17 protein-coding genes are annotated in these 23082 nt (G+C 68.2%); 6 read left to right on the top strand and 11 right to left on the bottom strand.

The genetic code is table 11. The features are described from left to right. Positions 1-21: 21 nt before the first annotated feature. Together BN2660_RS13470 and BN2660_RS13465 are read left to right on the top strand one after the other, a co-directional pair. The gene (locus tag BN2660_RS13470; protein ID WP_091232982.1) at positions 22-1722 is read left to right on the top strand and encodes a long-chain-fatty-acid--CoA ligase; all 1701 of its coding nucleotides are present in this window, start codon (positions 22-24) and stop codon (positions 1720-1722) included. Positions 1723-1769: 47 nt separating this feature from the next. Continuing rightward, positions 1770-3608: a DEAD/DEAH box helicase gene (locus tag BN2660_RS13465; protein WP_255305167.1), complete on the top strand. Its 1839-nt coding sequence runs from the start codon at positions 1770-1772 to the stop codon at positions 3606-3608. Between the two features lie 153 nt (positions 3609-3761). On the opposite strand, the gene BN2660_RS13460 is transcribed toward BN2660_RS13465, so the two are convergent. The 4 genes from BN2660_RS13460 to BN2660_RS13445 are packed head-to-tail and all read right to left on the bottom strand — an operon-like array spanning position 3762 to position 8885. Further along, complete coding sequence (locus BN2660_RS13460; protein WP_091232976.1) at positions 3762-4247, bottom strand: hypothetical protein; 486 nt, start codon at positions 4245-4247, stop codon at positions 3762-3764. Then, positions 4244-6559, bottom strand: a complete 2316-nt coding sequence (gene ligA / locus BN2660_RS13455) for an NAD-dependent DNA ligase LigA (protein ID WP_091232972.1) — start codon at positions 6557-6559, stop codon at positions 4244-4246. Before ligA ends, BN2660_RS13460 begins: the two co-directional genes overlap by 4 nt. Positions 6560-6602: 43 nt before the next feature. Further along, the gene (gene mnmA / locus BN2660_RS13450) at positions 6603-7700 is read right to left on the bottom strand and encodes a tRNA 2-thiouridine(34) synthase MnmA (protein ID WP_091232971.1); all 1098 of its coding nucleotides are present in this window, start codon (positions 7698-7700) and stop codon (positions 6603-6605) included. A gap of 9 nt (positions 7701-7709) precedes the next feature. After that, positions 7710-8885 carry a cysteine desulfurase family protein gene (locus BN2660_RS13445; RefSeq protein WP_091232968.1) on the bottom strand — a complete coding sequence of 392 codons (1176 nt, stop codon included), beginning with the start codon at positions 8883-8885 and terminating at the stop codon, positions 7710-7712. A gap of 132 nt (positions 8886-9017) precedes the next feature. On the opposite strand from BN2660_RS13445, the gene glgX reads away from it, so the two are divergent. The 3 genes from glgX to glgB all read left to right on the top strand — a co-directional run bounded on the left by glgX (position 9018) and on the right by glgB (position 15429). Further along, the gene (glgX, locus tag BN2660_RS13440) at positions 9018-11090 is read left to right on the top strand and encodes a glycogen debranching protein GlgX (protein ID WP_091232966.1); all 2073 of its coding nucleotides are present in this window, start codon (positions 9018-9020) and stop codon (positions 11088-11090) included. Positions 11091-11266: 176 nt separating this feature from the next. Further along, positions 11267-13225: an alpha-1,4-glucan--maltose-1-phosphate maltosyltransferase gene (locus tag BN2660_RS13435; protein ID WP_176697216.1), complete on the top strand. Its 1959-nt coding sequence runs from the start codon at positions 11267-11269 to the stop codon at positions 13223-13225. Next, complete coding sequence (gene glgB / locus BN2660_RS13430; protein ID WP_091232961.1) at positions 13222-15429, top strand: 1,4-alpha-glucan branching protein GlgB; 2208 nt, start codon at positions 13222-13224, stop codon at positions 15427-15429. The genes BN2660_RS13435 and glgB overlap by 4 nt, the downstream gene beginning before the upstream one ends. 15 nt (positions 15430-15444) lie before the next feature. Here the strand turns inward: glgB and BN2660_RS13425 are convergent, their stop codons facing one another. Beyond that, positions 15445-16380: a tetratricopeptide repeat protein gene (locus BN2660_RS13425; protein WP_091232958.1), complete on the bottom strand. Its 936-nt coding sequence runs from the start codon at positions 16378-16380 to the stop codon at positions 15445-15447. Next, positions 16377-18368, bottom strand: a complete 1992-nt coding sequence (locus BN2660_RS13420) for a DUF8094 domain-containing protein (protein WP_141651300.1) — start codon at positions 18366-18368, stop codon at positions 16377-16379. Before BN2660_RS13420 ends, BN2660_RS13425 begins: the two co-directional genes overlap by 4 nt. A gap of 157 nt (positions 18369-18525) precedes the next feature. On the opposite strand from BN2660_RS13420, the gene BN2660_RS13415 reads away from it, so the two are divergent. Beyond that, entirely contained in the window at positions 18526-19587 is a 1062-nt protein-coding gene (locus tag BN2660_RS13415) for an AI-2E family transporter (protein ID WP_091232952.1), read from the top strand. A 24-nt stretch (positions 19588-19611) separates the two neighbouring features. On the opposite strand, the gene BN2660_RS13410 is transcribed toward BN2660_RS13415, so the two are convergent. From BN2660_RS13410 to BN2660_RS13390, 5 genes are read right to left on the bottom strand one after another with little or no spacing between them, the layout of a single operon-like run. Next, positions 19612-20331: an alpha/beta hydrolase gene (locus BN2660_RS13410; RefSeq protein ID WP_176697195.1), complete on the bottom strand. Its 720-nt coding sequence runs from the start codon at positions 20329-20331 to the stop codon at positions 19612-19614. Next, entirely contained in the window at positions 20328-20615 is a 288-nt protein-coding gene (locus tag BN2660_RS13405; protein WP_091232948.1) for a hypothetical protein, read from the bottom strand. The genes BN2660_RS13410 and BN2660_RS13405 overlap by 4 nt, the downstream gene beginning before the upstream one ends. A 9-nt stretch (positions 20616-20624) precedes the next feature. Further along, positions 20625-21305, bottom strand: coding sequence for an aggregation-promoting factor C-terminal-like domain-containing protein (locus tag BN2660_RS13400; protein ID WP_255305166.1), 681 nt, complete (start codon positions 21303-21305; stop codon positions 20625-20627). Positions 21306-21353: 48 nt separating this feature from the next. Next, complete coding sequence (locus tag BN2660_RS13395) at positions 21354-21938, bottom strand: DivIVA domain-containing protein (RefSeq protein ID WP_091232945.1); 585 nt, start codon at positions 21936-21938, stop codon at positions 21354-21356. After that, positions 21938-23077, bottom strand: a complete 1140-nt coding sequence (locus tag BN2660_RS13390) for a phosphatidate cytidylyltransferase (protein WP_176697194.1) — start codon at positions 23075-23077, stop codon at positions 21938-21940. The genes BN2660_RS13395 and BN2660_RS13390 overlap by 1 nt, the downstream gene beginning before the upstream one ends. Positions 23078-23082 lie beyond the last annotated feature (5 nt).

Genomic DNA, 23082 nt, shown 5'->3' with positions numbered 1-23082 from the left:
CCGCCGCCCTATGCTGGGCACGTGAGCACCTACCTGCCTCCCCGCCCGTGGGTCGCCAGCTACGCGGACGGCGTGCCGGAAGACCTCGCCCCTGTGACCGGTTCGCTGATCGACATCGTCGCGGCATCGGCACGCGACTACCCGGACGCCCCTGCGCTGCAGTTCTTCGGGCGCGAGACGACCTACGCCGAGCTGCAGGACGCGATCGATCGGGCGGCGACCGGTCTTCGCGATCTCGGTGTACGACCCGGCGACCCCGTCGCCATCGTGCTTCCCAACTGCCCGCAGCACATCGTCGCGTTCTATGCGGTGCTGCGCCTCGGTGCCGTGGTCGTCGAGCACAACCCGCTCTACACCCCGCGCGAGCTCCGCAAGCAGTTCGAGGATCACGGCGCGAAGCACGCGATCGTCTGGAACAAGGTCGTTGCGACGGTGCAGGAGTTCCCGGCGGACCTCGCGGTCGCCAACCTCGTCTCCGTCGACGTCACCCGAGCGATGCCGTTCCTCACGCGGGCCGCCCTCGGGCTGCCCGTGTCCAAGGCGCGCGAGTCTCGATCGGCCCTCACGGAGCGCGTACGCGGAACCGTCACGTGGGACGCCGTCGTGCGATCCGCCCCGATCCCGGCGACGCACCCGAAGCCGGCGACCGACGACCTCGCGATCATCCAATACACCTCCGGGACGACGGGCACTCCGAAGGGAGCGGCCCTCACCCATCGCAACCTTCTGGCGAATGCCGCGCAGGCGCAGGCGTGGGTGCCGTCGATCCAGCGCGGCAAGGGATGCGTCGTGTACGCGGTGCTCCCGATGTTCCACGCCTACGGACTGACGCTCTGCCTCACCTTCGCGATGTCCATGGGTGCCCGGCTGGTCCTGTTCCCGAAGTTCGATCCCGACCTCGTGCTCGACGTCGTGAAGAAGCACCCGGCGACCTTCCTGCCGCTCGTGCCGCCGATCGCCGACCGACTGCTGGCTGCGGCCAACGCCCAGGGCGTGTCGCTCGACGGCATCGATGTCGCGATCTCGGGCGCGATGGCGCTGCCGCACGACCTCGTGGTCCCCTTCGAGGCCGCGACGAACGGATTCCTCGTCGAGGGATACGGGCTGAGCGAGTGCTCCCCCGTGCTCATGGCCAATCCGGTCGCCGACAATCGAGTGCCCGGAACCGTGGGGCTCCCGCTGCCAGGAACCGAATGCCGTGTGGTCGACCCCGAGGATCCCACCTCAGACGTTCCGGCCGGGTCGGCAGGAGAGCTGATCGTACGGGGTCCCCAGGTCTTCTCCGGGTACTACGGAAAGCCCGAGGAGACCGAGGCCGTGTTCACCGACGGGTGGTTCCGAACGGGAGACATCGTGACCATCGACGACTCCGGTTTCGTCCGCATCGTCGATCGCATCAAGGAGCTCATCATCACCGGCGGCTTCAATGTCGCTCCGACGGAGGTCGAGAATGCGCTGCGCCAGCATCCGCAGGTCTCGGACGCGGCCGTCATCGGGCTCCCCAGCGATCACTCCGGCGAGGAGGTCGTCGCGGCGATCGTCGTCGACAGCGGCTCGGATGTAGATGTGGAGGCGGTCCGCGAGTACGCGCGGAGCATCCTCACTCCCTACAAGGTCCCTCGCCGCATCTTCGTGGTCGACGAACTGCCGAAGTCGCTCATCGGGAAGGTCCTGCGTCGTCAGGTGAAGGAGAAGCTCCTGGCTCTGACCAACGGCTCCTGAGGGCGCCCTCACAGGCGCGGAATCCCGCGAAGCGCTACCCTTGGTCAGTGACTCCTGAAGACGCTGTGCCCACCGACGCCCCCGAGACCCCTGGATTCGAGGAGCTCGGCATCACCGGCCCCGTCCTCAAGGCGATCCGAGACCTCGGCTACGAGACCCCCTCCCCCATCCAGGCCGCCACGATCCCGACGCTTCTGTCGGGTCGCGACGTCGTCGGCATGGCTCAGACCGGCACGGGAAAGACCGCGGCCTTCGCGCTCCCCGTCCTCGAGCGCCTCGACGTGTCGCAGAAGACGCCGCAGGCGCTCGTGCTCGCGCCGACCCGCGAGCTCGCCCTGCAGGTCTGCGAGGCTTTCGAGTCGTATGCCTCGAAGATGAAGGGCGTCCACGTCCTCCCCGTCTACGGCGGCCAGGGCTACGGCGTGCAGCTGTCGGCACTCCGCCGCGGAGTCCACGTGATCGTCGGAACCCCCGGACGCATCATGGACCACCTCGCCAAGGGCACGCTCGATCTGTCGCAGCTGCAGTACCTGGTCCTCGACGAGGCGGACGAGATGCTGAAGATGGGCTTCGCGGAAGACGTCGAGCAGATCCTCGCGCAGACCCCGGAAGAGAAGCAGGTCGCCCTCTTCTCCGCCACGATGCCGCCGCAGATCCGCCGCCTGGCGCAGAAGTACCTGCGCGAGCCCGAAGAGATCAGCATCAAGTCGAAGACGGCGACCGGCACCAACATCACGCAGCGCTACCTCGTGGTGTCGTACGCGCAGAAGGTCGACGCCCTCACCCGCATCCTCGAGGTCGAGAACTTCGACGGCATGATCGTGTTCGTCCGTACCAAGAACGAGACCGAGACCCTCGCCGAGAAGCTCCGCGCACGCGGCTACTCCGCCGCCGCGATCAACGGCGACGTGCCTCAGGTGCAGCGTGAGCGCAGCGTGAACCAGCTCAAGGCGAGCAAGCTCGACATCCTCGTCGCGACCGACGTCGCCGCGCGCGGTCTCGACGTCGAGCGCATCAGCCACGTCATCAACTTCGACATCCCCACCGACACCGAGTCGTACGTGCACCGCATCGGTCGCACCGGCCGCGCCGGCCGCACCGGAGATGCGATCAGCTTCATCACGCCGCGCGAGCGCTACCTGCTCAAGTCGATCGAGAAGGCGACGCGTCAGGCGCCCACGCAGATGCAGCTGCCGAGCCTCGACGACGTGAACACCACCCGTCTCGCCCGTTTCGATGACGCCATCACGAGCGCGCTGGGCGATGCCTCGCGTATCGAGAAGTTCCGCGACGTCATCGACCACTACGTCCGCAATCACGATGTGCCCGAGGCGGATGTCGCTGCCGCTCTCGCGGTCGTGGCGCAGGGCGACACCCCGCTGCTCCTCGACCCGGCAGATGACCCGCTGTCGAAGGCCGTCGAGTACGACAACCGACCGCCGCGCGAGAACAGCAACCGCGGCGACCGGCGGGAGACCCGCGAGCCGCGTGAGCGTCGCGGACGTGGAGACTACAAGCCCTACCGCATCGAGGTCGGACGCCGTCACCGTGTCGAGCCCCGTCAGATCGTCGGCGCCCTCGCGAACGAAGGCGGACTGGGTCGTGACGACTTCGGCGCGATCAACATCCGCCCGGACTTCACCGTCGTCGAGCTGCCCGCCAACCTCGACTCGTCCGTGCTGGACAAGCTCAAGGACACCCGCATCTCGGGTCGTCTGATCGAGATCAAGCCCGACCGCGGTCCTGGGGCTCGACGCACTGACGGACCTCGCGACGCCGGCGCACGAGGCGGCTACGACCGTCCGCGCTACGACCGCGACGACCGTCCTGCACGCACTGAGGAGCGTGGCGAGAAGCCGTTCCGCAAGCCGCGTCACAAGGGCTGATCAGCAACGCATATCCAGCGCGCCAGGTCCCGACGATGTTCGGGCCTGGCGCGCGTGGGGTGGAGCGGGCGCGCTCGTCCTGTCTTTCAGGGGCTCGGATCGACGCACGGGATCACACGAAGTTCCTGCGACCCTCTCCCCCGCGTGAGCCGGTCAGGAGCCTGAAGCTCCTGTCGTCGCGTTGCGTGCGAGGCGTGCCGCCACATCGATGAGCTGTTCTGGGTGGGAGAGCAGCGATCGCTGTTCCGGGTTGTCGATGAGGTGCTGCAGCAGCCGATGAGCGCCGTCGACGGTCGGAGCCCAGTACCCGCCGACGTGATGGCGACTCAGTGGCGCGGTGGTGGATTGCCCGTCCACCAGCATGTCGACCGCCCCGTCATCCGGGTCCACTCCGAGATCTGAGAGGGCGAGGAATGTCAGAGCCCCGAGAACGAGCGTGCTGAGGAGACCCGGCAGACGGAATCGCGTCGTCGGCACATCGAGGACCACTCTCTGCACCTGAGTCCACGGAATGATCCCGCGGTTGTCTGTGCCTTCGCGGATCAGCAGTGCGTCAGGCGTGAGACGGAGGTGGCTCCTCCCCGGGTCGCCGACGGCGAGGGCCCCAGGGACGGCGATCAACGGTCCGTAGCGCTTCATCCCAGAGCGTCCGGCCCTTCGGTCACGAGGATGTGGAACTGCGCAGCGTCGAGGATCCGGATGCCGAGCTCCTCCGCCTTGGCGAGCTTGGAACCCGCACCAGGCCCTGCCGCGACGAAGTCGGTCTTCTTGGAGACACTGGACGCGGCCTTGCCACCCGCCTGGATGATCGCCTCCTGCGCGCCGTCGCGCGTGTAGCCCTCCAGCGACCCCGTCGCGACGACCGTGAGCCCGTCGAGGACACCGCCCTCGACGACTGCGGCCCCTGGTCCCGGATGCCCCGGCGTCGCCCACTGCACGCCCGCGGCGTCCCACCGACGCACGATCTCCTGATGCCAATCGATCTCGAACCAAGCGAGGAGGGAATCGGCGATGATGCCGCCCACCCCCTCGACCGCGGCCAGCTCGTCTCTGGATGCGCGCCGGATCGCCTCGAGCGATCCGAACCACTGGGCGAGCGCGCGAGCGGCGACCGGACCGACGTGGCGGATGTTGAGCGAGACGAGCAGCCGCCAGAGGTCTTTGGTCTTCGCCTTCTCGAGTTCGGCGAGCAGCGTGAGCGCCTGAGATGACGGTTGGGGTCCTTCGAGGCCGGACTTCTTCTCGGCAGCGGTGGGATTGCGCCGGAAGGGGGCGCGCGTCTTGACGACACCGTCCTCGTCTTCCTTCGGCAGACCCGTCTCGGCGTCGCGCACGACCACCTCGATCGGCACGATCTCCTCGAGGGTCAGAGCGAACAGCCCCGCTTCGGTCTCGAGCGGCGGATCGGCAGGCGTGGTCGGCTGGGTCAGCGCGGCGGCGGTCACCTCGCCGAGCGCCTCGATGTCGAGAGCCCCCCGCGAGCCGATGTGCTCGACGCGACCACGCACCTGTGCAGGGCACGACCGCGCGTTCGGGCAGCGGAGGTCGATGTCGCCCTCCTTCATCGCTCGCAGCGGCGTACCGCACTCAGGACACGCCTCAGGCATCACGAACTCGCGTTCGGAGCCGTCGCGCCGCTCGACGACCGGGCCCAGGACCTCGGGGATCACGTCCCCGGCCTTGCGCAGAACCACGGTGTCGCCGATCAGCACGCCCTTGGCCTTGACGACGTCCTTGTTGTGGAGGGTGGCCTGGCGCACCACGGAGCCGGCGACCTGGGCCGGGGCCATCACCGCGAACGGCGTGGCGCGCCCCGTCCGGCCGACGGACACGACGATATCGAGGAGCTTCGTCTGCACCTCTTCGGGCGGGTACTTGTACGCGATCGCCCACCGCGGGGCACGACTGGTGGCGCCGAGCTCGTCATGCAGCGAGAGCTCGTCGACCTTCACGACGATGCCGTCGAGCTCGTGCTCGATGTCGTGCCGGTGCTCTCCGTAGTACTCCACGAACGCCGCGACCTCGTCGATGCTCGCGCAGACCTTGGTGTGCGGGCTCGTCGGCAGGCCCCACTCGGCCAGCTTCTCGTACACCTGGCTCTGCGCCGCGACCGGCGGGTTCTGCCACGCGCCGACGCCGTGCACGTAGAGCGCGAGCGATTCGATCCGCAGCATCCCCGCTTCGAGCTCGAGCCCGTTCTTCTTGTCGATCTGCTGTCGCAGGCCCCCACTCGCGGCATTGCGTGGATTGGCGAACGAGGGAAAACGCCGCGCCGCAGCGGACCGCGCCTTCTCCTCCTCGAAGGGCTTCTTGACCCCGCCCCTCTTCTCCCAGCGCGCGAGTGCGTCGGCGTATGCGCGTTCGCGGAACTCGGCCTGCGCGGCATTGAGGCGTTCGAAGGCGGCGACCGGGATGAACACCTCACCACGCACCTCCACGATGGGCGGGTGGCCCGTGCCGTCGAGCTGGAGCGGGATCTCGGGGAGCCGCAGTGCATTCTCGGTGACGATCTCGCCGACCCGGCCGTCACCCCGAGTCGCCGCGGAGGTCAGCCGGCCGTTCTCGTAACGCAGGTTGATGGCGAGCCCATCGATCTTGAGCTCGGTGAGCCAGTCCACGTCGCGTCCCGCGGAGGCTCGCGTCTTCGCCGCCCACTCCGTGAGCTCCTCGAGGGAGAAGACGTTGTCGAGGCTCAGCATCCGCTCGGCGTGCTCGATCGTCGCGAGGCCCGTCGCCTCTGCCGCTCCCACCATCTGCGTGGGTGAATCCTGGCCCTGCAGCTCGGGATGCAGGCGCTCCAGCTCTTCGAGGCGGTGCATCCACCCGTCGTAGGTGAAGTCGTCGACGAGAGACGTGTCGCGTCCGTAGTAGGCGTCCTTCGCCTCGAGGATGCGGGTCGTCAGTTCTTCTGCTTCGACACGGGCGTCTTCCAGCGAGATGTTCTCCGGCACCCCGCCAGTCTACGAGCGGGTGCCGACATCGCGTGGGAGTGCCCTACGCGTCGACGGGCACAGCGGACACCGTGCGGTCGATGGTGAATTGACCGAGAACCCGCGTCCCCACGTAGAGGACGGCCGTCTGACCGGGTGCGACACCGTCGAGCGAACGCTCCGGCACCACCCGGACACCGTCGGAGTCGACGTACGCCGTCGCAGGTTCCGGCTCGGAGTGCGCGCGAATCTGCACCTCGCACTCGAACTCGGCGTCGACCGGCGCGGCGCCGGCCCAGCTGAACCGCTGCCCTGCGATCTCGGCGATCGCCAGAGCCTCCTTGGGGCCGACCACCACCGTGTTGGTCACCGGTCGGACCTCGAGGACGAATCGCGGCTTGCCGTCTGACGCAGGCACCCCGAGCTTCAGCCCTCGTCGCTGGCCCACGGTGAACGCATGGGCTCCCTCGTGGGACCCGACGACGGCTCCCTCACGATCGACGATCTCGCCCGTGGCCGTGCCGACCTTCTCGGCCAGCCAGCCCCGGGTGTCTCCGTCCGGAATGAAGCAGATGTCGTGGCTATCGGGCTTCTGCGCCACGGTGAGCCCGCGCGCCGCGGCCTCCGCACGAACCACGGCCTTCGACGGTGTGGTCCCCAGCGGGAAGTACGTGTGCGCGAGCTGTTCCGCGGTGAGCACTCCGAGGACGTAGGACTGGTCCTTCGCATTGTCCGCGGCGCGATGGAGCTCGAGCCCTGCGTCGGTCGGCACGAGCGTCGCGTAATGCCCGGTGCACACCCCATCGAATCCGAGTTCGATCGCTCTCTCGAGCAGGGCTGCGAACTTGATCTTCTCGTTGCACCGCATGCATGGATTCGGGGTGCGCCCGGCCTGGTACTCCGACACGAAGTCCGCGATCACGTCTTCCCTGAAGCGCTCGGAGAAGTCCCACACGTAGAACGGGATTCCCAGCAGGTCGGCGGCCCGACGCGCATCGAGCGCATCCTCGATGGTGCAGCATCCGCGACTGCCCGTCCGCAACGTGCCCCCGGCACGGGACAGCGCCAGGTGGACGCCGACGACCTCGTGGCCCGCTTCCACCGCCCGGGCCGCCGCCACCGCGGAGTCCACTCCACCGCTCATGGCCGCGAGAATCTTCATGTGTCCAGTCTACGAGCGCATGCCTGTACCGGACCCGGATGCGCGGGCATACGCGTCGGCGATCGTCGCCAGCACCGCGTCGATGTCGGCATCCGTCGACGTGCGGCCGAGTGTGAACCGCAGCACACTCCGGGCTTCGTGCTCGCTGCGCCCCATGGCCATCACGACGTGCGACGGCTCCGCGACCCCCGCCTGACAGGCCGAGCCGGTCGAGGCGGCGACCCCCGCCATATCGAGCAGGAAGAGGAGGCTCTCGCCCACCGCCCCGGGGAAGAGGAAGTGGGCGTTGCCCGGCAGCCGGTGTTCCGGATCACCGAGGAGCTCCGTGGCGGGCACTCGCGAACGGATGCCGTCGATGAGCCGGTCTCGAAGGCCACCCACCCGCGCGACCTCGGCCTCTCGCTCCTGTTCGGCGATCTCGAGGGCCGTGGCGAACGCAGCCGCTCCCGCGACGTCCTGCGTGCCGGCACGGAGTCCGCGCTGCTGGGCGCCACCGTGAAGCAGCGCCGCGAGCGATGCGGATCTCGCTGTCACGAGCGCTCCCACTCCGACAGGCGCGCCGATCTTGTGCCCTGCGACGCTCATCGCGACGAGTCCCGCTCCCGAGGCGGCGTCTCCCCGCAGAGAGCGGAACGACAGCGGGAGGTGTCCGAGCGCGGCGACGGCGTCGAGATGGAGTGGAACCCCGGCATCCGCAGCCGCGGCGGCCAACCCCGGCGCATCGTTCACCGTCCCGACCTCGTTGTTCGCGACCAGCGCGGTGGCCAGTGCGGCGCCCGGCAGAGGACGGGCGAAGTCCGACACGTCGATCCCTGCGCTCGACGTCACCGGGACGGGTCGGAGCACCGCTCCGGTCTTCACCAGCGCCTCGATCGTGTCCATTGTCGCGTGATGCTCGCCGTCCGGCATCACGACGGCGTCGGCGCCTGCCTTCCGGGCCCTCCAGAGCCCTTGCAGAGCGAGATTGATCGACTCGGTTCCCCCTGAAGTGAACACGACTTCGATCGGGTCGCACCCGAGCATCGACGCCGTCCGCTCGCGGGACTCCTCGAGCAGACGACGTGCGTCCTGCCCCGCACCGTGGGTCGACGACGCGTTGCCGACGATGTCGCTCGCCGCCAGCCACGCCGCTCGCGCCTCCGGACGCAGAGGCGTGGTCGCCGCGTGATCGAGATAGTGCTGCATACTCCCATGCTCCCCCATCTCGACACGGTACAGGGCGCATTCCGGCACTGGATGGCGGCCGATCGGCCGGCGGCACGTGGAACTGAGTGTGAGGTGTCCTGAGACCCGAGCGCGGCACTCTATGGTGTACTCATGCCCGAGACCCGAGACACCGCCGCGCCCGGCGGTTCTGCACTCGACCACCTCGGCGTCCGTCTGCACGACGGCGTCGGAACCCTTCGGGTCTGGTCCCAGAACGCGACCTCCGTGGAGCTCGTCGTGTTCGACGCGACCGACGTCGACTGGGTCATCGATCAAGCGAGCCTGGAGCGTCTGCCGGGCGGCGTTTGGGAAGTCACGACGCCACTGCTCCAGCCAGGCACGAGGTACGCCATCCGGGTGGGCGGGCCGCACGGCCCGGGCAACACCTTCAATCCGGAGACGCTCCTGCTCGACCCGTACGCACGGGGGCTGGCCCAGGGTGACGGCTATGAGGAATGGCGCTCCGTCGTGATCGTCGACGGCTTCGACTGGGGTGAGTCGCAGAAACCGCGGATCCCCCTCGACAGGACCGTGATCTACGAGGGGCACGTCAAGGGCCTCACGAAGCGGCATCCCGATATCCCGCCCGCATTGCACGGCACCTACGCCGGGCTCGCCCACCCCGCGATGATCGAGTACCTCCACGCGCTCGGCGTCACGTCGATCGAGCTCCTCCCCGTGCACGCCTTCGTTCCCGAACCGCGTCTGCTCGAGCGAGGACTCACCAACTACTGGGGATACAACACCCTCAACTTCTTCACGCCGCATACCGCCTACGCCACAGAAGAGGCCCGCAAGATGGGACCGGAGGCGATTCTCGCGGAGTTCAAGGGGATGGTGCGGCTCCTGCACGAGGCCGGTCTCGAGGTGATCCTCGACGTCGTGTACAACCACACCTCCGAGGAGGGCATCGGCGGACCGCGCTCCAGCTTCCGCGGCATCGACAACGCGAGCTACTACCGCCAGGACCGTTCCGGTGCGTACATCGACACCACCGGATGCGGCAACACGGTCGACACATCGGTCGACGCCGGGGCTCGACTCGTCCTCGACTCTCTCCGGTACTGGGCCCAGGAGATGCAGATCGACGGATTCCGCTTCGATCTCGCCACGGCCATCGCCCGCGACGCCTCGCACTCCTACACGCCGGAGCATCCGCTCCTCACGGCGATCGCGAACGATCCGATCCTCAGCGAGACCAAGCTCATCGCGGAGCCGTGGGACGTCGGTCTCGGCGGGTGGCAGACCGGGAACTTCCCCGATGGCTGGCACGAGTGGAACGACCGCTACCGGGACCGCGTCCGCAATTTCTGGCTCAGCGACATCGATTATGCGCGACGCGCCTCCGCCCCGGTGGGCATCGGCGGGTTCGCGACGAGGCTGGCTGGTTCGTCCAACACCTTCGCCGACGAGCGAGGCCCTCTCGCGAGCATCAACTTCGTCACGGCGCACGACGGCTTCACTCTGCACGACCTGGTGTCCTACGACGTCAAGCACAATGAGGCGAACGGCGAGCACAACCGCGACGGAGCCGACACGAACCGCGCGTTCAATCACGGGATCGAGGGGCCCACCGACGACCCGTCGATCCTCGCCGCACGGCGCAAGGCCATGCGCAACCTCCTCGGCACGCTCCTCCTCTCCGCCGGCATCCCGATGATCACGGCCGGCGATGAGGTCGGACGCACCCAGCGAGGCAACAACAATGCCTATGCGCAGGACTCGGCGATGACCTGGCTGAGCTGGGACGACGAGCCGTGGCAGACCGATCTGCGCGCCCATGTCGAGCGCCTGACCCGACTCCGCAACGAGAATCCTGCCCTGCGACCCAGCAGATACGCACGCCTCGGCGAGCACATCCCCAACGCCTCGGTCATGGACTGGTTCAACCAGAACGGCGAGACGATGGAGAGCGATCAGTGGACCGATCCGGGCAACCGGACGCTGCAGTACGTCGCAGCCTCCACACCCGATCGCGAGCCGGCGAACCGCATCCTCCTGATCGTCCACGGAACGGAGTCGCCGATCGACGTCACGCTGCCGGAGACCCTCGAGGATGCCACCCGGTTCGTGTCGCTCTGGTCCAGTGCCGAAGACCGACCCTCAGAGGTCTCAGAGGTCTTCGCCCCCGGTGATGTCCTCCCCATCGCCGGTACCTCGATGCGCCTGTTCCGGGTGGAATGACGCACGGCGCGCCGGGCTCCGGCTCGCTACCCGCTCCGAGCGGGTCGCGGTACATTCGGGGGGTGGCTGCACGTACGAGTACTCGCCCCCAGGCTCTCCGGAGCCCCACTCAGATCCCTCTGCGCCCGTTCGCGCAGGTCTCGGACGGCGAGAGTCTCCGGGCCACCCGCATACCGATGCTGAAGGCCCTCCCGGCGGTGCCCGGCGGCTTCGCGCCGAAGGCGTATGTCGGCGAGGTCGTACCGTTCAGCGTGGTCGCCTTCCGCGAGGGGCACGACCTGATCGGAGTGCATCTGCGTCTGACCTCACCGGACGGCGAAGAGACCCTGCACCGCCTGACACCGCGGCTCGACGGCACCGACACCTGGGCTGCGGACGTCGCGATCGACCTCCAGGGCCGGTGGTCCTTCCGCTTCGAGGCGTTCTCCGACGACTTCGCCACATGGGCCCACGCCGCAGAGCTCAAGGTGGCCGCCGGTGTGGACGTACCCGTCATGGCGGCACTCGGGGCCGAGCTGATGAACCGGGCTCTGACCGAGCGCGACCGCCCGGCGGCTCAGCGCACCATGCTGCGCGCCCACGCCACTGCGCTCGCGACCGGTGACGCCGACGTCGCCCTCGCACTGTCCACCGACGGCGAGCTCGCGCGCGTCTTCGCCGAGCGCCCCCTGGTCACGCTCCGCTCCTCGACGGCGACCCATGAGCTGCTCGTCGAACGCACCGCCGCCGGGGTCGGCGCCTGGTACGAGTTCTTCCCTCGTTCGGAGGGCGCGAGGCGACTCAAGGACGGCTCGATCAAGAGCGGCACCTTCCGCACGGCGTCGAAGCGACTGCCGGCTGTCGCAGCGATGGGCTTCGACGTCATCTACCTCGTGCCGATCCACCCCATCGGGACCACGAATCGCAAGGGGCGCAACAACACTCTCACCACGGAGCCCGGCGACCCCGGCTCCCCCTATGCCATCGGATCGGCGGAGGGCGGGCACGACGCCATCCACCCCGACCTCGGCAAGGCCGCCGATTTCCGAGCCTTCGTGAGGGCAGCTCGGAGCGAGGGGCTCGAGGTCGCTCTCGACCTCGCGCTGCAGGCATCGCCCGACCACCCGTGGGTCGTCGAGCATCCGGAGTGGTTCACCACGCTCCCCGACGGAACGATCGCCTACGCCGAGAACCCGCCCAAGAAGTATCAGGACATCTACCCCCTGAACTTCGACAACGACCCTGAGGGCATCTATCGCGAGATGCTGCGCATCGTGCAGCACTGGGTGCGCGAAGGGGTCAAGATCTTCCGGGTGGACAATCCGCATACCAAGCCCCTGCAGTTCTGGGAGTGGCTCATAGCCACTGTGAACGCGGAGGACCCCGACGTCATCTTCCTGGCAGAGGCCTTCACCAGGCCCGCCGTGATGCGGGCCCTGGCGGCCGTCGGATTCCAGCAGAGCTACAGCTACTTCACCTGGCGCAACACCAAGGCCGAGCTCGAGGAGTTCCTCACGACGGTCTCTCACGAGACCAGCGACTACATGCGTCCGAATCTCTTCGTGAACACGCACGACATCCTCACGGAGTACCTGCAGTTCGGTGGGCGGTCCGCGTACCGCATCCGGGCGTGCATCGCGGCGACCGGAGCGCCGATCTACGGCGTGTACGCGGGATACGAGCTGTTCGAGAACGTCGCTCGTCCGGGGTCCGAAGAGAACATCGACAATGAGAAGTACGAGTTCAAGCTGCGTGACTGGGAGGCGGCGGAAGCCGCCGGCGACTCCCTCGCCCCGCTCCTGCGCAGGCTCAACGAGATCCGCCAGGCGCACCCGGCGCTGCGGCAGCTGCGCAACCTCTCCGTGCACTGGAGCGATGACGATTCCGTACTCGTGTACAGCAAGCATCTCGACGCCGCACTCACCGGCACCGGGCAGCCCGACACCGTCATCGTCGTGGCCAACGTCGACCCGCATTCGGTTCGCGAGACGACCGTGCACCTCGATACGTCGGTCTGGGGTGTCGTGCCCGGCGAGCCGTTCGAGGTCGAGGACCTTCTGACGGGTGCGGTGTGGACGTGGGCCGACCACAACTACGTGCGCCTCGACGCCTTCACGGAGCCGGTGCACATTCTGAAGGTGAGGGAGCGGGTATGAGCTACGTGGAAGATGTGACGGAATCCCCCGAGTGGGCGGCGGTCGCGGACGGCTCCCATCATGATCCGCACGCGGTGCTCGGAGCACACCCCGTGACGGACGCCGGCGGCCGCACCGCGACGGTCATCCGAGCGCGCCGGCCTCTGGCCGCATCGGTCGCGGCTGTCTTCCCCGACGGCACGCGACTCGACCTCGAACACGTGGCGCACGGGATCTGGGAGGCTCAGCATGACGGCGCGCCGGTTCCCTACCGAATCGCCACGGCGTACGAAGATGGCGCCGAGATGATCGTCGGCGATCCGTACCGGCACCTTCCGACCGTCGGCGAGATGGATCTGCACCTCATCGCCGAGGGACGACATGAGCGCCTCTGGCAGGTCCTCGGCGCGCATCCCCGAAATCTCGAGGGTGACGACGGCGTCGCCTTCGCCGTCTGGGCACCCAACGCCACCGCGGTGCGCGTGGTCGGCGAGCTCAACGGCTGGAGCGGCGAGTCGCATGCCATGCGCTCGATGGGCGGGAGCGGGATCTGGGAGCTGTTCATCCCGGATCTCGGTGTCGGAACCACCTACAAGTACCAGATCCGGACGCGGGACGGCGCCTGGATCTTCAAAGCCGACCCGATGGCTCAGGCCGCCCAGGTCCCGCCGGAGACGGCATCCGTCGTGACCCGATCCGACTATGCGTGGTCGGACGGCGCGTGGATGACCCGCCGCGCGGCGACCCACGCCGTCGCGCAGCCCCTCTCCGTGTACGAAGTGCATCTGGGTTCATGGCGAGCTGGACTCGGGTACCGTGAAGCGGCCGACGCCCTCATCGATCATGTGACCGAAGCCGGCTTCACGCATGTCGAGTTCATGCCTCTGGCGGAGCATCCGTTCGGGGGCTCCTGGGGTTACCAGATCAGCGGCTACTACGCGCCCACGAGTCGATTCGGCAGCCCCGACGACCTCCGCTATCTGATCGACCGTCTCCACCAGGCCGGTATCGGAGTGCTCCTGGACTGGGTCCCGGGGCACTTCCCGAAGGACGCCTTCGCTCTCGCCAGGTTCGACGGCCAGCCTCTGTACGAGCACCCGGATCCGCGACGCGGCGAGCATCAGGACTGGGGCACGCTGATCTTCGACTACGGGCGCCCGGAGGTCCGCGGTTTTCTCGTCGCCAACGCGCTGTACTGGCTCGACGAGTTCCACGTCGACGGGCTGCGGGTCGACGCCGTGGCGTCGATGCTCTACCTCGACTACTCACGCAAGGCCGGCGAGTGGGAGCCCAACATCCACGGCGGTCGCGAGAACCTCGAAGCCATCCGCTTCCTCCAGGAGGTCAACGCGACGGCCTACCGTCTGCACCCCGGCATCCTCATGATCGCCGAGGAGTCGACCAGCTTCCCCGGCGTCACCGCCCCCACAGACCACGCGGGTCTGGGCTTCGGCTTCAAATGGAACATGGGCTGGATGAACGACTCCCTGCAGTACATCCAGCGCGACCCCATGTACCGATCGCACCATGAAGGCGAGATGACCTTCTCGTTCGTCTACGCGTTCGGCGAGAACTACCTCCTGCCCATCAGCCACGACGAGGTCGTGCACGGCAAGGGCAGCCTCGTGTCGAAGATGCCCGGCGATCACTGGCACAAACTCGCCAACGCCCGCGCCTACCTCGCGTACATGTGGGGGCACCCGGGCAAGAAACTGCTGTTCATGGGCCAGGAGTTCGGTCAGCTCGGGGAATGGTCGGAATCTCGGGAACTCGACTGGTGGCTCCTGGAGCAGCCGTCTCACCTACAGCTCCAGGACTTCGTCGGTCAGCTCAACCGGACGTACCGAGCTCACGCACCCCTCTGGGAGCGCGACAACGACGCCTCATCCTTCTCGCGACTCGGAGCACCGAGCTGGGATCCCAGCGTCATCGCCTTCGAGCGGCGCGACGCGCACGGCGGACGCATCGTCGTGATCAGCAACTTCTCGGGTGTCGAGCGCGGCGGCTACCGGCTCGTCCTCCCGCGCGAGGGCGTGTGGCAGGAGATCCTGAACTCGGATGCCGCAGAGTTCGGTGGCCGCGGTTCGGGGAACCTCGGGATGGTCGTCGCGCACCCCGATGGGGACGCATCAGCGTCGGTCGCCACCATCACCCTGCCCGCGCTGTCGACGATCTGGCTGCGCCACCAGAACGAGCCGCACGTGCCGACGGTCACCCACGGCTGACCGGCGGCACGCGACTCAGAAGAGAAGCGACGATAGGCGGTTACGGGCCGAGACGACCCGCGGGTCCGCGGCGCCGATGAGTCCGAACAGCTCGATGAGACGCTCGCGCACCGGTGTGCGCTCGTCAGCGGGCAGCTGAGAGAACAGGTCGAGGAGGCGCGCGAAAGCGTCCTCCACGTGACCGCCCGCCAGGTCGAGGTCCGCGACGTCGAACTGCGCCTGGACGTCGTGAGGAGCTGCGGCGGCCGCTGCACGAGCTTCCTGCAGATCGAGCCTCTGCACGCGGTCGAGCAGTCGCACCTGACCCAGACCTGCGATGGCATCCTCGTCGCGGGGGTTCTCGGCGAGAGCCTTCTCATAGGCCGTGATCGCCGCCGCGTAATCGCCGATCTCGATCGCCGCGAACGCCTCCGCGTGGAGGGGCGGCAGCGCGGGCTCCTCGGGCGTCGCCTCGTCCTCGGCGGCACCGCCGACGTCCAGCGTGCCGGACACGCCGTTCTGGGCGGCGACCTGAAGCAGCTGAGCGAAGACCTCGCGGACCTGCTGCTCGGGCACAGCGCCGGTGAACATGGGGACCGGCTGACCTGCGATGACTGCGACGACCATCGGGATCGACTGCGCACGGAAGCTCTGCGCCAGCTGGGGGTTGGCGTCCACGTCGACCTTCGCGAGCAGCACGCGTCCGCCGAGCTCGCGGGTCACCTTCTCGATGATGGGGCTCAGCTGCTTGCAGGGCCCGCACCATTCCGCCCAGAGGTCGACGACGACCGGCACCGTCCGGGAAATCTCCAGGATCTCGCCGAAGGTCTCATCGGTCGCGTCGACCACGACGTCCGCGACACCCGCAGGCGCCCCCTGAGAGGACGATTCGGATGCCGTCGGCGACGGCCGATTGCGCAGCGCGGACAGGTCGACGGCCCCTCGGAGAGCGGCGGGAGAGATATCGGTCACTTGATCACCTCGACGGAGAGAAGGTCCTGGCGGACGGCCAGGAGTCGGATCTGCTCGGTGGATCCCTGAGCGGGCACGGAGAAGAAGAGCTGGAACTCGTACTTGGTCGTCACACCCTTCGCAGACTCGGTGACACCGGTCAGCGCTTTCGCCTGGGCGTTCTCACCGAACCTGATGACGGCGTCGGCGGAGGTGGGCGTCACCGTCTCCGTGTCCACGAGGGAGACGGCGACGATCGCGCCGCTGCCGAGCGTGGTCATCGAGACGGGAGCAGCCTCCGAGGGCACGATGTCGAACGCCGTCTGAGACGTCGCGGCGGCGCCGTTGTCCGCGAGGTTCTGGACGACCGCCTGACGGCTGTCCCTGATCGACTTGGCGAGGTTGAGCGAGATCTCATCGAACAGCCCGTAGGACGCGCTCTGCTCTCCGGCATCCACGACGTCCGCATACGTGGCAGCGAGCTCGCCGGGCGGCATGCTGAGGAACGCGGAGTCGTCGGGCACGAGTGACGTCCCCAGCCACGCCGCAGCCACGTCTGGGAACACCGCGTCGGCGGACATCTCGGCCATGTTCGTGATCTTGTAGGTCGACCACGGATCCTGCTGTGTCATCGTCAGGATGACAGGCGGGATCGTGTCGTCACCTTCGCTCTTCGAGAGGAGGAGCACGGTCCGCGGCCACCGATCGGTCGCCTCCGGAAGCACGACCTCGACGTCGTCGGTGGGGATCGCGCCGGGGACGGGCGTCTCCGGAACCGCGGTCCGCAGGGCGTACTCCGTGGTCCGGGCGGCGAGAGCAGGACCGTCGAGGCGCGTCTTGGCGAGCTCGATGTCCATCGCCGCATCCGCGTCCGTGACGGTGGTCGAGATCTGCTGAAGGATCCGCTTCGCCTGCGCTTCAGTGACCGCCGGCGGCTTCTGATTGTCCGGCGCGATGACGGTGGGGGTCGGTGAGGGCGTGGGGCTGGCCGCACCGAACTGGGGCCAGGAGTCAGCGGAGCACCCTGTCGCGAGCAGCGCGGTCAGCGCCAACGCGGGGACTGCGAGCATCCTGCGCCTGCGGGTCGGTGTCGCGGCGCGCAGCTCGGACCGTCTTCCCTGCTCGGCGGCCTCGGAGCTGTCGGAATCGCGCTCGGGAGCGCCGGATTCGGGTGCGGCAGGGTCATGATCCGAGCTCGGTCCCTCGGCGCCCGGTCGGTCGGCACCCGCGGACTCGATCGCAGATCGCTCGGCCGGTGGCAGCTGCGACAGCTCGATGGGCTCGGTGGCGGGCATCGGGCCAGGGCCCTTACGGCGCGGCCCCTTCCCGCGGCGCTGGTGTCGGATGGCAAGCACGTAGAGGACGAGGCCCACGAGCAGCACCAGGCCGCCTGCGGCCATCAGCGGCCCGGCGAGCGGCGTCGATGTGTCGAGGGGCCACGAGATCGAGATGTCCTCGGGCGCGTCCTGCGTCCCGTCGTGCGCGATGATGACGCTCACTCCCTCGGGAACCTGGAGGTCGGCGATCAGCCTGTCCGGCTCGCTGAACGAGTCCAACCACAGGTCGGAACCCGCGGGGTTTCGTCCCGTGGCCTCGGCGTCTGCTTCCTCGGTCGGCGTCGCCTCAGGCGCAGGCGTCACCTCGGGGGCCGGAGTCGCGGGCGACTCCTCGGTCGACTCTCCGGAGGACGCCGGGACGAACTCGACATCCAGTCGTCCGTTCGTGCCGACGGTCACGTGGTTGTAGTCGGCATCCGCGAGCCAGGCCTCCATGTCCCCCGTCCGACCGTAGGCGGCGAAGATGTCGCCCTCACCACGGATCAACAGGGTCTGAGCACCGGCGTGCTCACGTAGCACCTCGGCATCCATGAGAACGAACGGAGCAGGTTCCTCGACCTCGACGGCGACCTTCTCGGTCGACGGCCCCATGAAGATGGTTCGCTGAGCGATGCCCGCACCGATCAGTCCCGCGGCCAGCACGAAGGCCACCACGGCCCATACGAAACGCACGAATAGTCTCCTCACGCGCCCCGGGACGAACGCCCGAGTCGCAACACTCGACATTTCAGACTAGCGAAAGCGCCTGTGTGTTGCCCACGAGCGGCTCCCCCGTCCGCTGCGGCACGTCGCGGACGGTGTGAGCGCGTCTGCTCGATAGCCTTGCAGCATGAAGATCCACAGTCCCTTCCGCACCGCTCTCGTGGCGACGCTCGGTGTCGGCCTCGGGATCCTGTTGATCGGCAGCGTGCAGAACCTGTCGACCGTCCTGCTGTACGTCGGAACAGCGCTGTTCCTCAGCCTCGGACTGGATCCGCTCGTGTCTTTCCTCGAGCGACGGCGACTCCCCCGATGGCTCGCCGTCCTCGTGACGATCGTGGTCGTGCTGAGCGTCTTCGCCGGGATCATCCTCATCGTCATCCCCGTCCTCGTCGAGCAGATCTCCGAGCTGGTGGTCCAGATCACCGCGATCGTGCAGCGGGGCACGGCCATCGACGACCTGAAGAACTGGATGCAGGACACCTTCCCCAATCTGCGCGTCGACGAGGTCTTCGCCTACGTGGAGGACTGGCTGAACACGAACCTCGCTGAGATCGGCGGATCGATCGGGCAGGGTGTCCTCGCCGCCAGCGGTGCGCTTCTCAGCGGCCTGTTCGGGGCGTTCGTCGTGCTCATCCTGACGATCTACCTGACGGCATCCACGCCGTCGCTGAAGCGCGCCGTGTACCAGCTCGCCCCGGCATCCAAGCGTGAGCGATTCGTCGATCTGGCCGACCAGATCACGGATTCCGTCGGGTACTACGTCATCGGCCAGGTGACGCAGGGTGTCATCAACGGCGTGCTCAGCATGATCTTCCTGTCGATCATCGACGCACCGTTCCCCGCCGTCCTCGCCGTGATCGCGTTCTTCTTCTCGCTGATCCCCCTGGTGGGCACGCTGACCGGATCCACGATCATCGTGCTGCTGTGCCTCGTGCCCGGCCTCGGTTCGCCGGCGACGGCGATCACCGCGGGCATCTACTACCTCATCTACATGCAGATCGAGGCGTACGTGATCTCCCCCAGGATCATGAGCCGCGCAGTCTCCGTCCCCGGCGCCGTCGTCGTCGTGGCGGCACTGGCGGGCGGGAGCCTGCTCGGGCTGCTCGGCGCGCTCATCGCGATCCCTGTCGCAGCGAGCATCCTCATTCTCTACCGACAGGTGCTCATCCCCCGGATGAACGAACTCTGAGGCCGCTGCCGAGCGCGGTCGCTCCTACTCGGCAGGCCACGTGGTCGGGAGCGGCAGGGCAGCGGGATTGACCGCTGTCACGATCTCCGTCAGCACGCGCCGTGTCTGAGTCTCGCCGACCCAGAGATGCTTGCCGCCCTCGACGGCGATGATCTCGGCGTCGGGAAGGCTTGCGAACCGCTCGCGCGCCTCGTCAGGCCGCAGGTAGTCGTCGAACTCCGGAACCAGGATCACGATCCGAGCATCCGACGTCGACCACGCGGCCACTTCCTCGGCCGTCGCGCGGTGCAGCGGCGGCGAGAGCAGGATGATGCCCTCGACGTCATGATCGCGCCCGTACTTGAGCGCCAGTTCGGTGCCGAACGACCAACCGACCAGCCACGGCCTCGGCAGCGCTCGCTCTCTCACGAGATCCATCGCCGCAGCCACGTCGAAGTGCTCGGACGCGCCTCCGTCGAACGCTCCGTCGCTCGTTCCACGGGGCGACGAGGTGCCCCTCGTGTTGAACCGCAGCACGGCGAGGTCCGCGGTCGCGGGGAGGCGAGCCGCTGCCTTGCGGAGGATGTGGGAGTCCATGAAACCGCCGGCGGTGGGCAGCGGATGCAGCGTAACGAGGGTCGCCACCGGCGCGACGGTCTCCGGAGTCGCGAGTTCGCCCACGAGGGTGAGCCCGTCAGCGGTCTCGAGGACGATCTCCTCGCGTCGGGCGGGAAGCTCCACGGGGCCCCTGATCTCGATGCTCATGCGATCCTCCAACAGTGCGTGTGCCAGTGCCGCCGCGCGGCCAGGTCGGCGGCGTCGCCGAGTACACCATCGGCCCGCCATGCGACGAGATGCGCGGTGCCGGGCTCGATGCCGCGACCGCACCCCGGACAGCTGTACTCCTTCTGGGCCTGCACGGCCGACACCGGCTGCACCGTCCACTCGGTTCCCCGACGCACCTCCGTGCGCTTCCAGGAGGCGACGAGACGGTCGAGCGAGTCCTCCGAGTCAGGGCGCGCCGGACGGCGTCGGTGCGAGCGGGCCATGACCGCGGCTCACCACCAGTGGTTCTTCGTCCAGAACGCGTGCGCTCCGGCCCAGCTGCCGTAGCGGCCGGTTGCGTATCCGGTCGCCCAGCGGAGGTTGTCGATGGGATCGTAGCCGTTGCCCGGAACCTTGCTGCACGGGAGAGCCTGGACCAGCCCGCACGCTCCGGACGACTTGTTCGTCGCGTTGGGATTCCAACCGCTCTCGCGAGACACGATGTAGTCCACGAAGCCCCAGTCCGACTCCGCGATCCCGGCGGCCGACATCCACTCGGCGGGTGCGCCGCCTCCTGTGTAGAAGAGCGGGCCGCTGCCACCGGAGTCCGACTTGGACGACGAGCTCGCCGCGGGCTTCGGGGTGGGAGTGGGGGTCGGCTTCGGCGTGACGTACACCGAGAACGTGCCGCGCTGCACCGGGGCGATCGCTGCTCCCTCGGTCGTCACGGTGAGGTTCTGCGTGTCCTCCAGCGCGACCGAGTACGCCGACTCGAGCTCGGCCTCGACGGGCTGCTCTGCGAGAGCGACGCCGGTCGGAGCCACCATCGCTGCAGCGAATCCGACGACAGCCAGTGCGCTGACGAACCCGACGACTCCGCGCCGGCGCGTGCCCTGACGCGGCGAAAGCGCCGTCGACGCCGGAACCGGCGCGACGTCGTCTCGATGCAGGGTCATGTCGTTGCGGGAAGTCACGATGTGAGCGAGTCTACCGGGTGAGGTCGGACGAGGCCACGAGAACGTTCAGCGAACGGCCAGGATGACGTCGACGGTCGCATCGAGCAGCGCATCGACCTGCTCTTCGCGGTATCCCCCGCGCTGCATGCGGAAGGCGGCGGAACGCAACTGCTCGGCGGTCAGCGGCTCGCCGTCGCGAAGGTACTTGACGATCCGCCCGGCGACGTGATCGACCTCGTCGACGCGGTAGCCGAACGTCAGAACACCCGTGCGGGCGAACCGGTGCTTCGGCGGGCGCGCGAGGTGATCGAGGACCACCTGAGCGTCGTCGCGCGCCTTCTCCACCCACGCTCCTGCCCCACGGGAGCGAACAGCTCGGTCACGGGCGCGTGCCGCCAGCGCATCCTCGACTCGTCCGAGAGCGGCATCCACCTCGGCGACGACGTACCCGTTCTTGACCAGTGGGAAGGAGGCCACGCGCACATCAGCCGCGGTGAGGTCGTCGGCGTCGCCCTCGAAAGCTGCGCGGGCGGCAGCCAGGAAGGTGTCCACGGCTGCACGATGATATCCGTGCGCCCGGCCGCCGGCGAGAGGGAAGGCGGGCGGGGCATCCTCCGTCTCGATCAGGTTCTGCACGTCATCGGAAGCCATCACAGCACCGCCCAGGAGGAGAAGAGGAAGTAGAGACCGAGAGCCGGGACGGTCGACGGCAGGATGCTGTCGAGCCGATCGAGGAGGCCGCCATGCCCGGGAAGCCAGGAGCTCATGTCCTTGATGCCCAGATCGCGTTTGAGCATGGATTCCCCGAGGTCGCCCAGAGTGGCGGAGAGCAGGATGGTCACGCCGAAGATGACGCCGATCCACCAGGGCAGGTGCAGCAGGAAGATCGCCAGCAGAACCCCGGCCGTGATGGAGGCCACCACCGCGCCGGCGAAGCCCTCCCACGTCTTCTTCGGGCTGATCTTGGGCGCCATCGGATGGCGCCCGAATGCGAGACCGGCTGCGTACGCGCCCGTGTCGGCGACCACGGCGATGGCGATGAAGCTCAGCACCCACCATTGCCCGCCCTCCTGCTTGAGGAGGATCAGGGCGACGGCCGCGAGGAAGGGGACGTAGATCTGCACGAAGCCGCCGATGACGGCGTCCGTCAGGACATCTCCGTACGTGCGCCCGTCCTTCGCCACCATCTGGGCGACCAACCGCCAGACGACGACGAAGGCGACGGAGATGAACAGCACCACCCAGACCAGCCACTCGTCCACGAAGAACGCGAGGGAGACGAGCAGCGCCGCCGCGATCAGCTGCGGCGCGATGTCGATGCGCCGACCGGAGGTCCGGAGCGCCAGCGCGAGCTCGTAGACCCCCAGCAGGGCGGCTGCCAGAGCGAACGGCACGAAGAGGACCTTGATGAAGAGCAGAGACGCCAGGAGTGCGCCGCCGAACGCCAGGCCGATCAGGATGGCGAGGACGAGGTCGCGCCCGGTGCGCTCCTTGATCCGCTCGTTCGCCTGATCCAGCTGGTCGCGAGCGTAGGAGACGTGGCTGCCGAGCTCGTCACGGGCCGCGCGCCACTGCTCGCGGATCGCGTAGTGGTCGGCCGTGTCCATGCCGGAGCCGCTCACATCCGCGGGGTCCACAGGGAGTGGTGGTCGCGGTGGGACGCTCGAGCCGTCGAACTCGGCGAAGGCGCCGTCGACCACGGGGATGCCGCCGGCCGGGGTCGACGAGTCGCGCGCCTCTCGGCGCGTCTGCGGCTTGTCGGTGCCTGCACCGGTGGGATCGTCGGACATGCCGC

The organism is Microbacterium sp. 3J1 (assembly GCF_001049495.1).
Lineage (GTDB): Bacteria > Actinomycetota > Actinomycetes > Actinomycetales > Microbacteriaceae > Microbacterium.
Note: the sequence above shows the minus strand (reverse complement) of the source record. Positions and strands in the feature narration are given on the sequence as shown.

What these genes read in the sequence shown, in the direction of transcription:
- BN2660_RS13460 (WP_091232976.1), bottom strand. Translation starts at nt 4,247, where the DNA reads ATGAAGCGCTACGGACCGTTGATCGCCGTCCCTGGGGCCCTCGCCGTC.
- mnmA (WP_091232971.1), bottom strand. Translation starts at nt 7,700, where the DNA reads ATGAAGATTCTCGCGGCCATGAGCGGTGGAGTGGACTCCGCGGTGGCG.
- BN2660_RS13445 (WP_091232968.1), bottom strand. Translation starts at nt 8,885, where the DNA reads ATGCAGCACTATCTCGATCACGCGGCGACCACGCCTCTGCGTCCGGAG.
- glgX (WP_091232966.1), top strand. Translation starts at nt 9,018, where the DNA reads ATGCCCGAGACCCGAGACACCGCCGCGCCCGGCGGTTCTGCACTCGAC.
- BN2660_RS13435 (WP_176697216.1), top strand. Translation starts at nt 11,267, where the DNA reads ATGCTGAAGGCCCTCCCGGCGGTGCCCGGCGGCTTCGCGCCGAAGGCG.
- glgB (WP_091232961.1), top strand. Translation starts at nt 13,222, where the DNA reads ATGAGCTACGTGGAAGATGTGACGGAATCCCCCGAGTGGGCGGCGGTC.
- BN2660_RS13415 (WP_091232952.1), top strand. Translation starts at nt 18,526, where the DNA reads ATGAAGATCCACAGTCCCTTCCGCACCGCTCTCGTGGCGACGCTCGGT.
- BN2660_RS13410 (WP_176697195.1), bottom strand. Translation starts at nt 20,331, where the DNA reads ATGAGCATCGAGATCAGGGGCCCCGTGGAGCTTCCCGCCCGACGCGAG.
- BN2660_RS13405 (WP_091232948.1), bottom strand. Translation starts at nt 20,615, where the DNA reads ATGGCCCGCTCGCACCGACGCCGTCCGGCGCGCCCTGACTCGGAGGAC.
- BN2660_RS13395 (WP_091232945.1), bottom strand. Translation starts at nt 21,938, where the DNA reads ATGGCTTCCGATGACGTGCAGAACCTGATCGAGACGGAGGATGCCCCG.
- BN2660_RS13390 (WP_176697194.1), bottom strand. Translation starts at nt 23,077, where the DNA reads ATGTCCGACGATCCCACCGGTGCAGGCACCGACAAGCCGCAGACGCGC.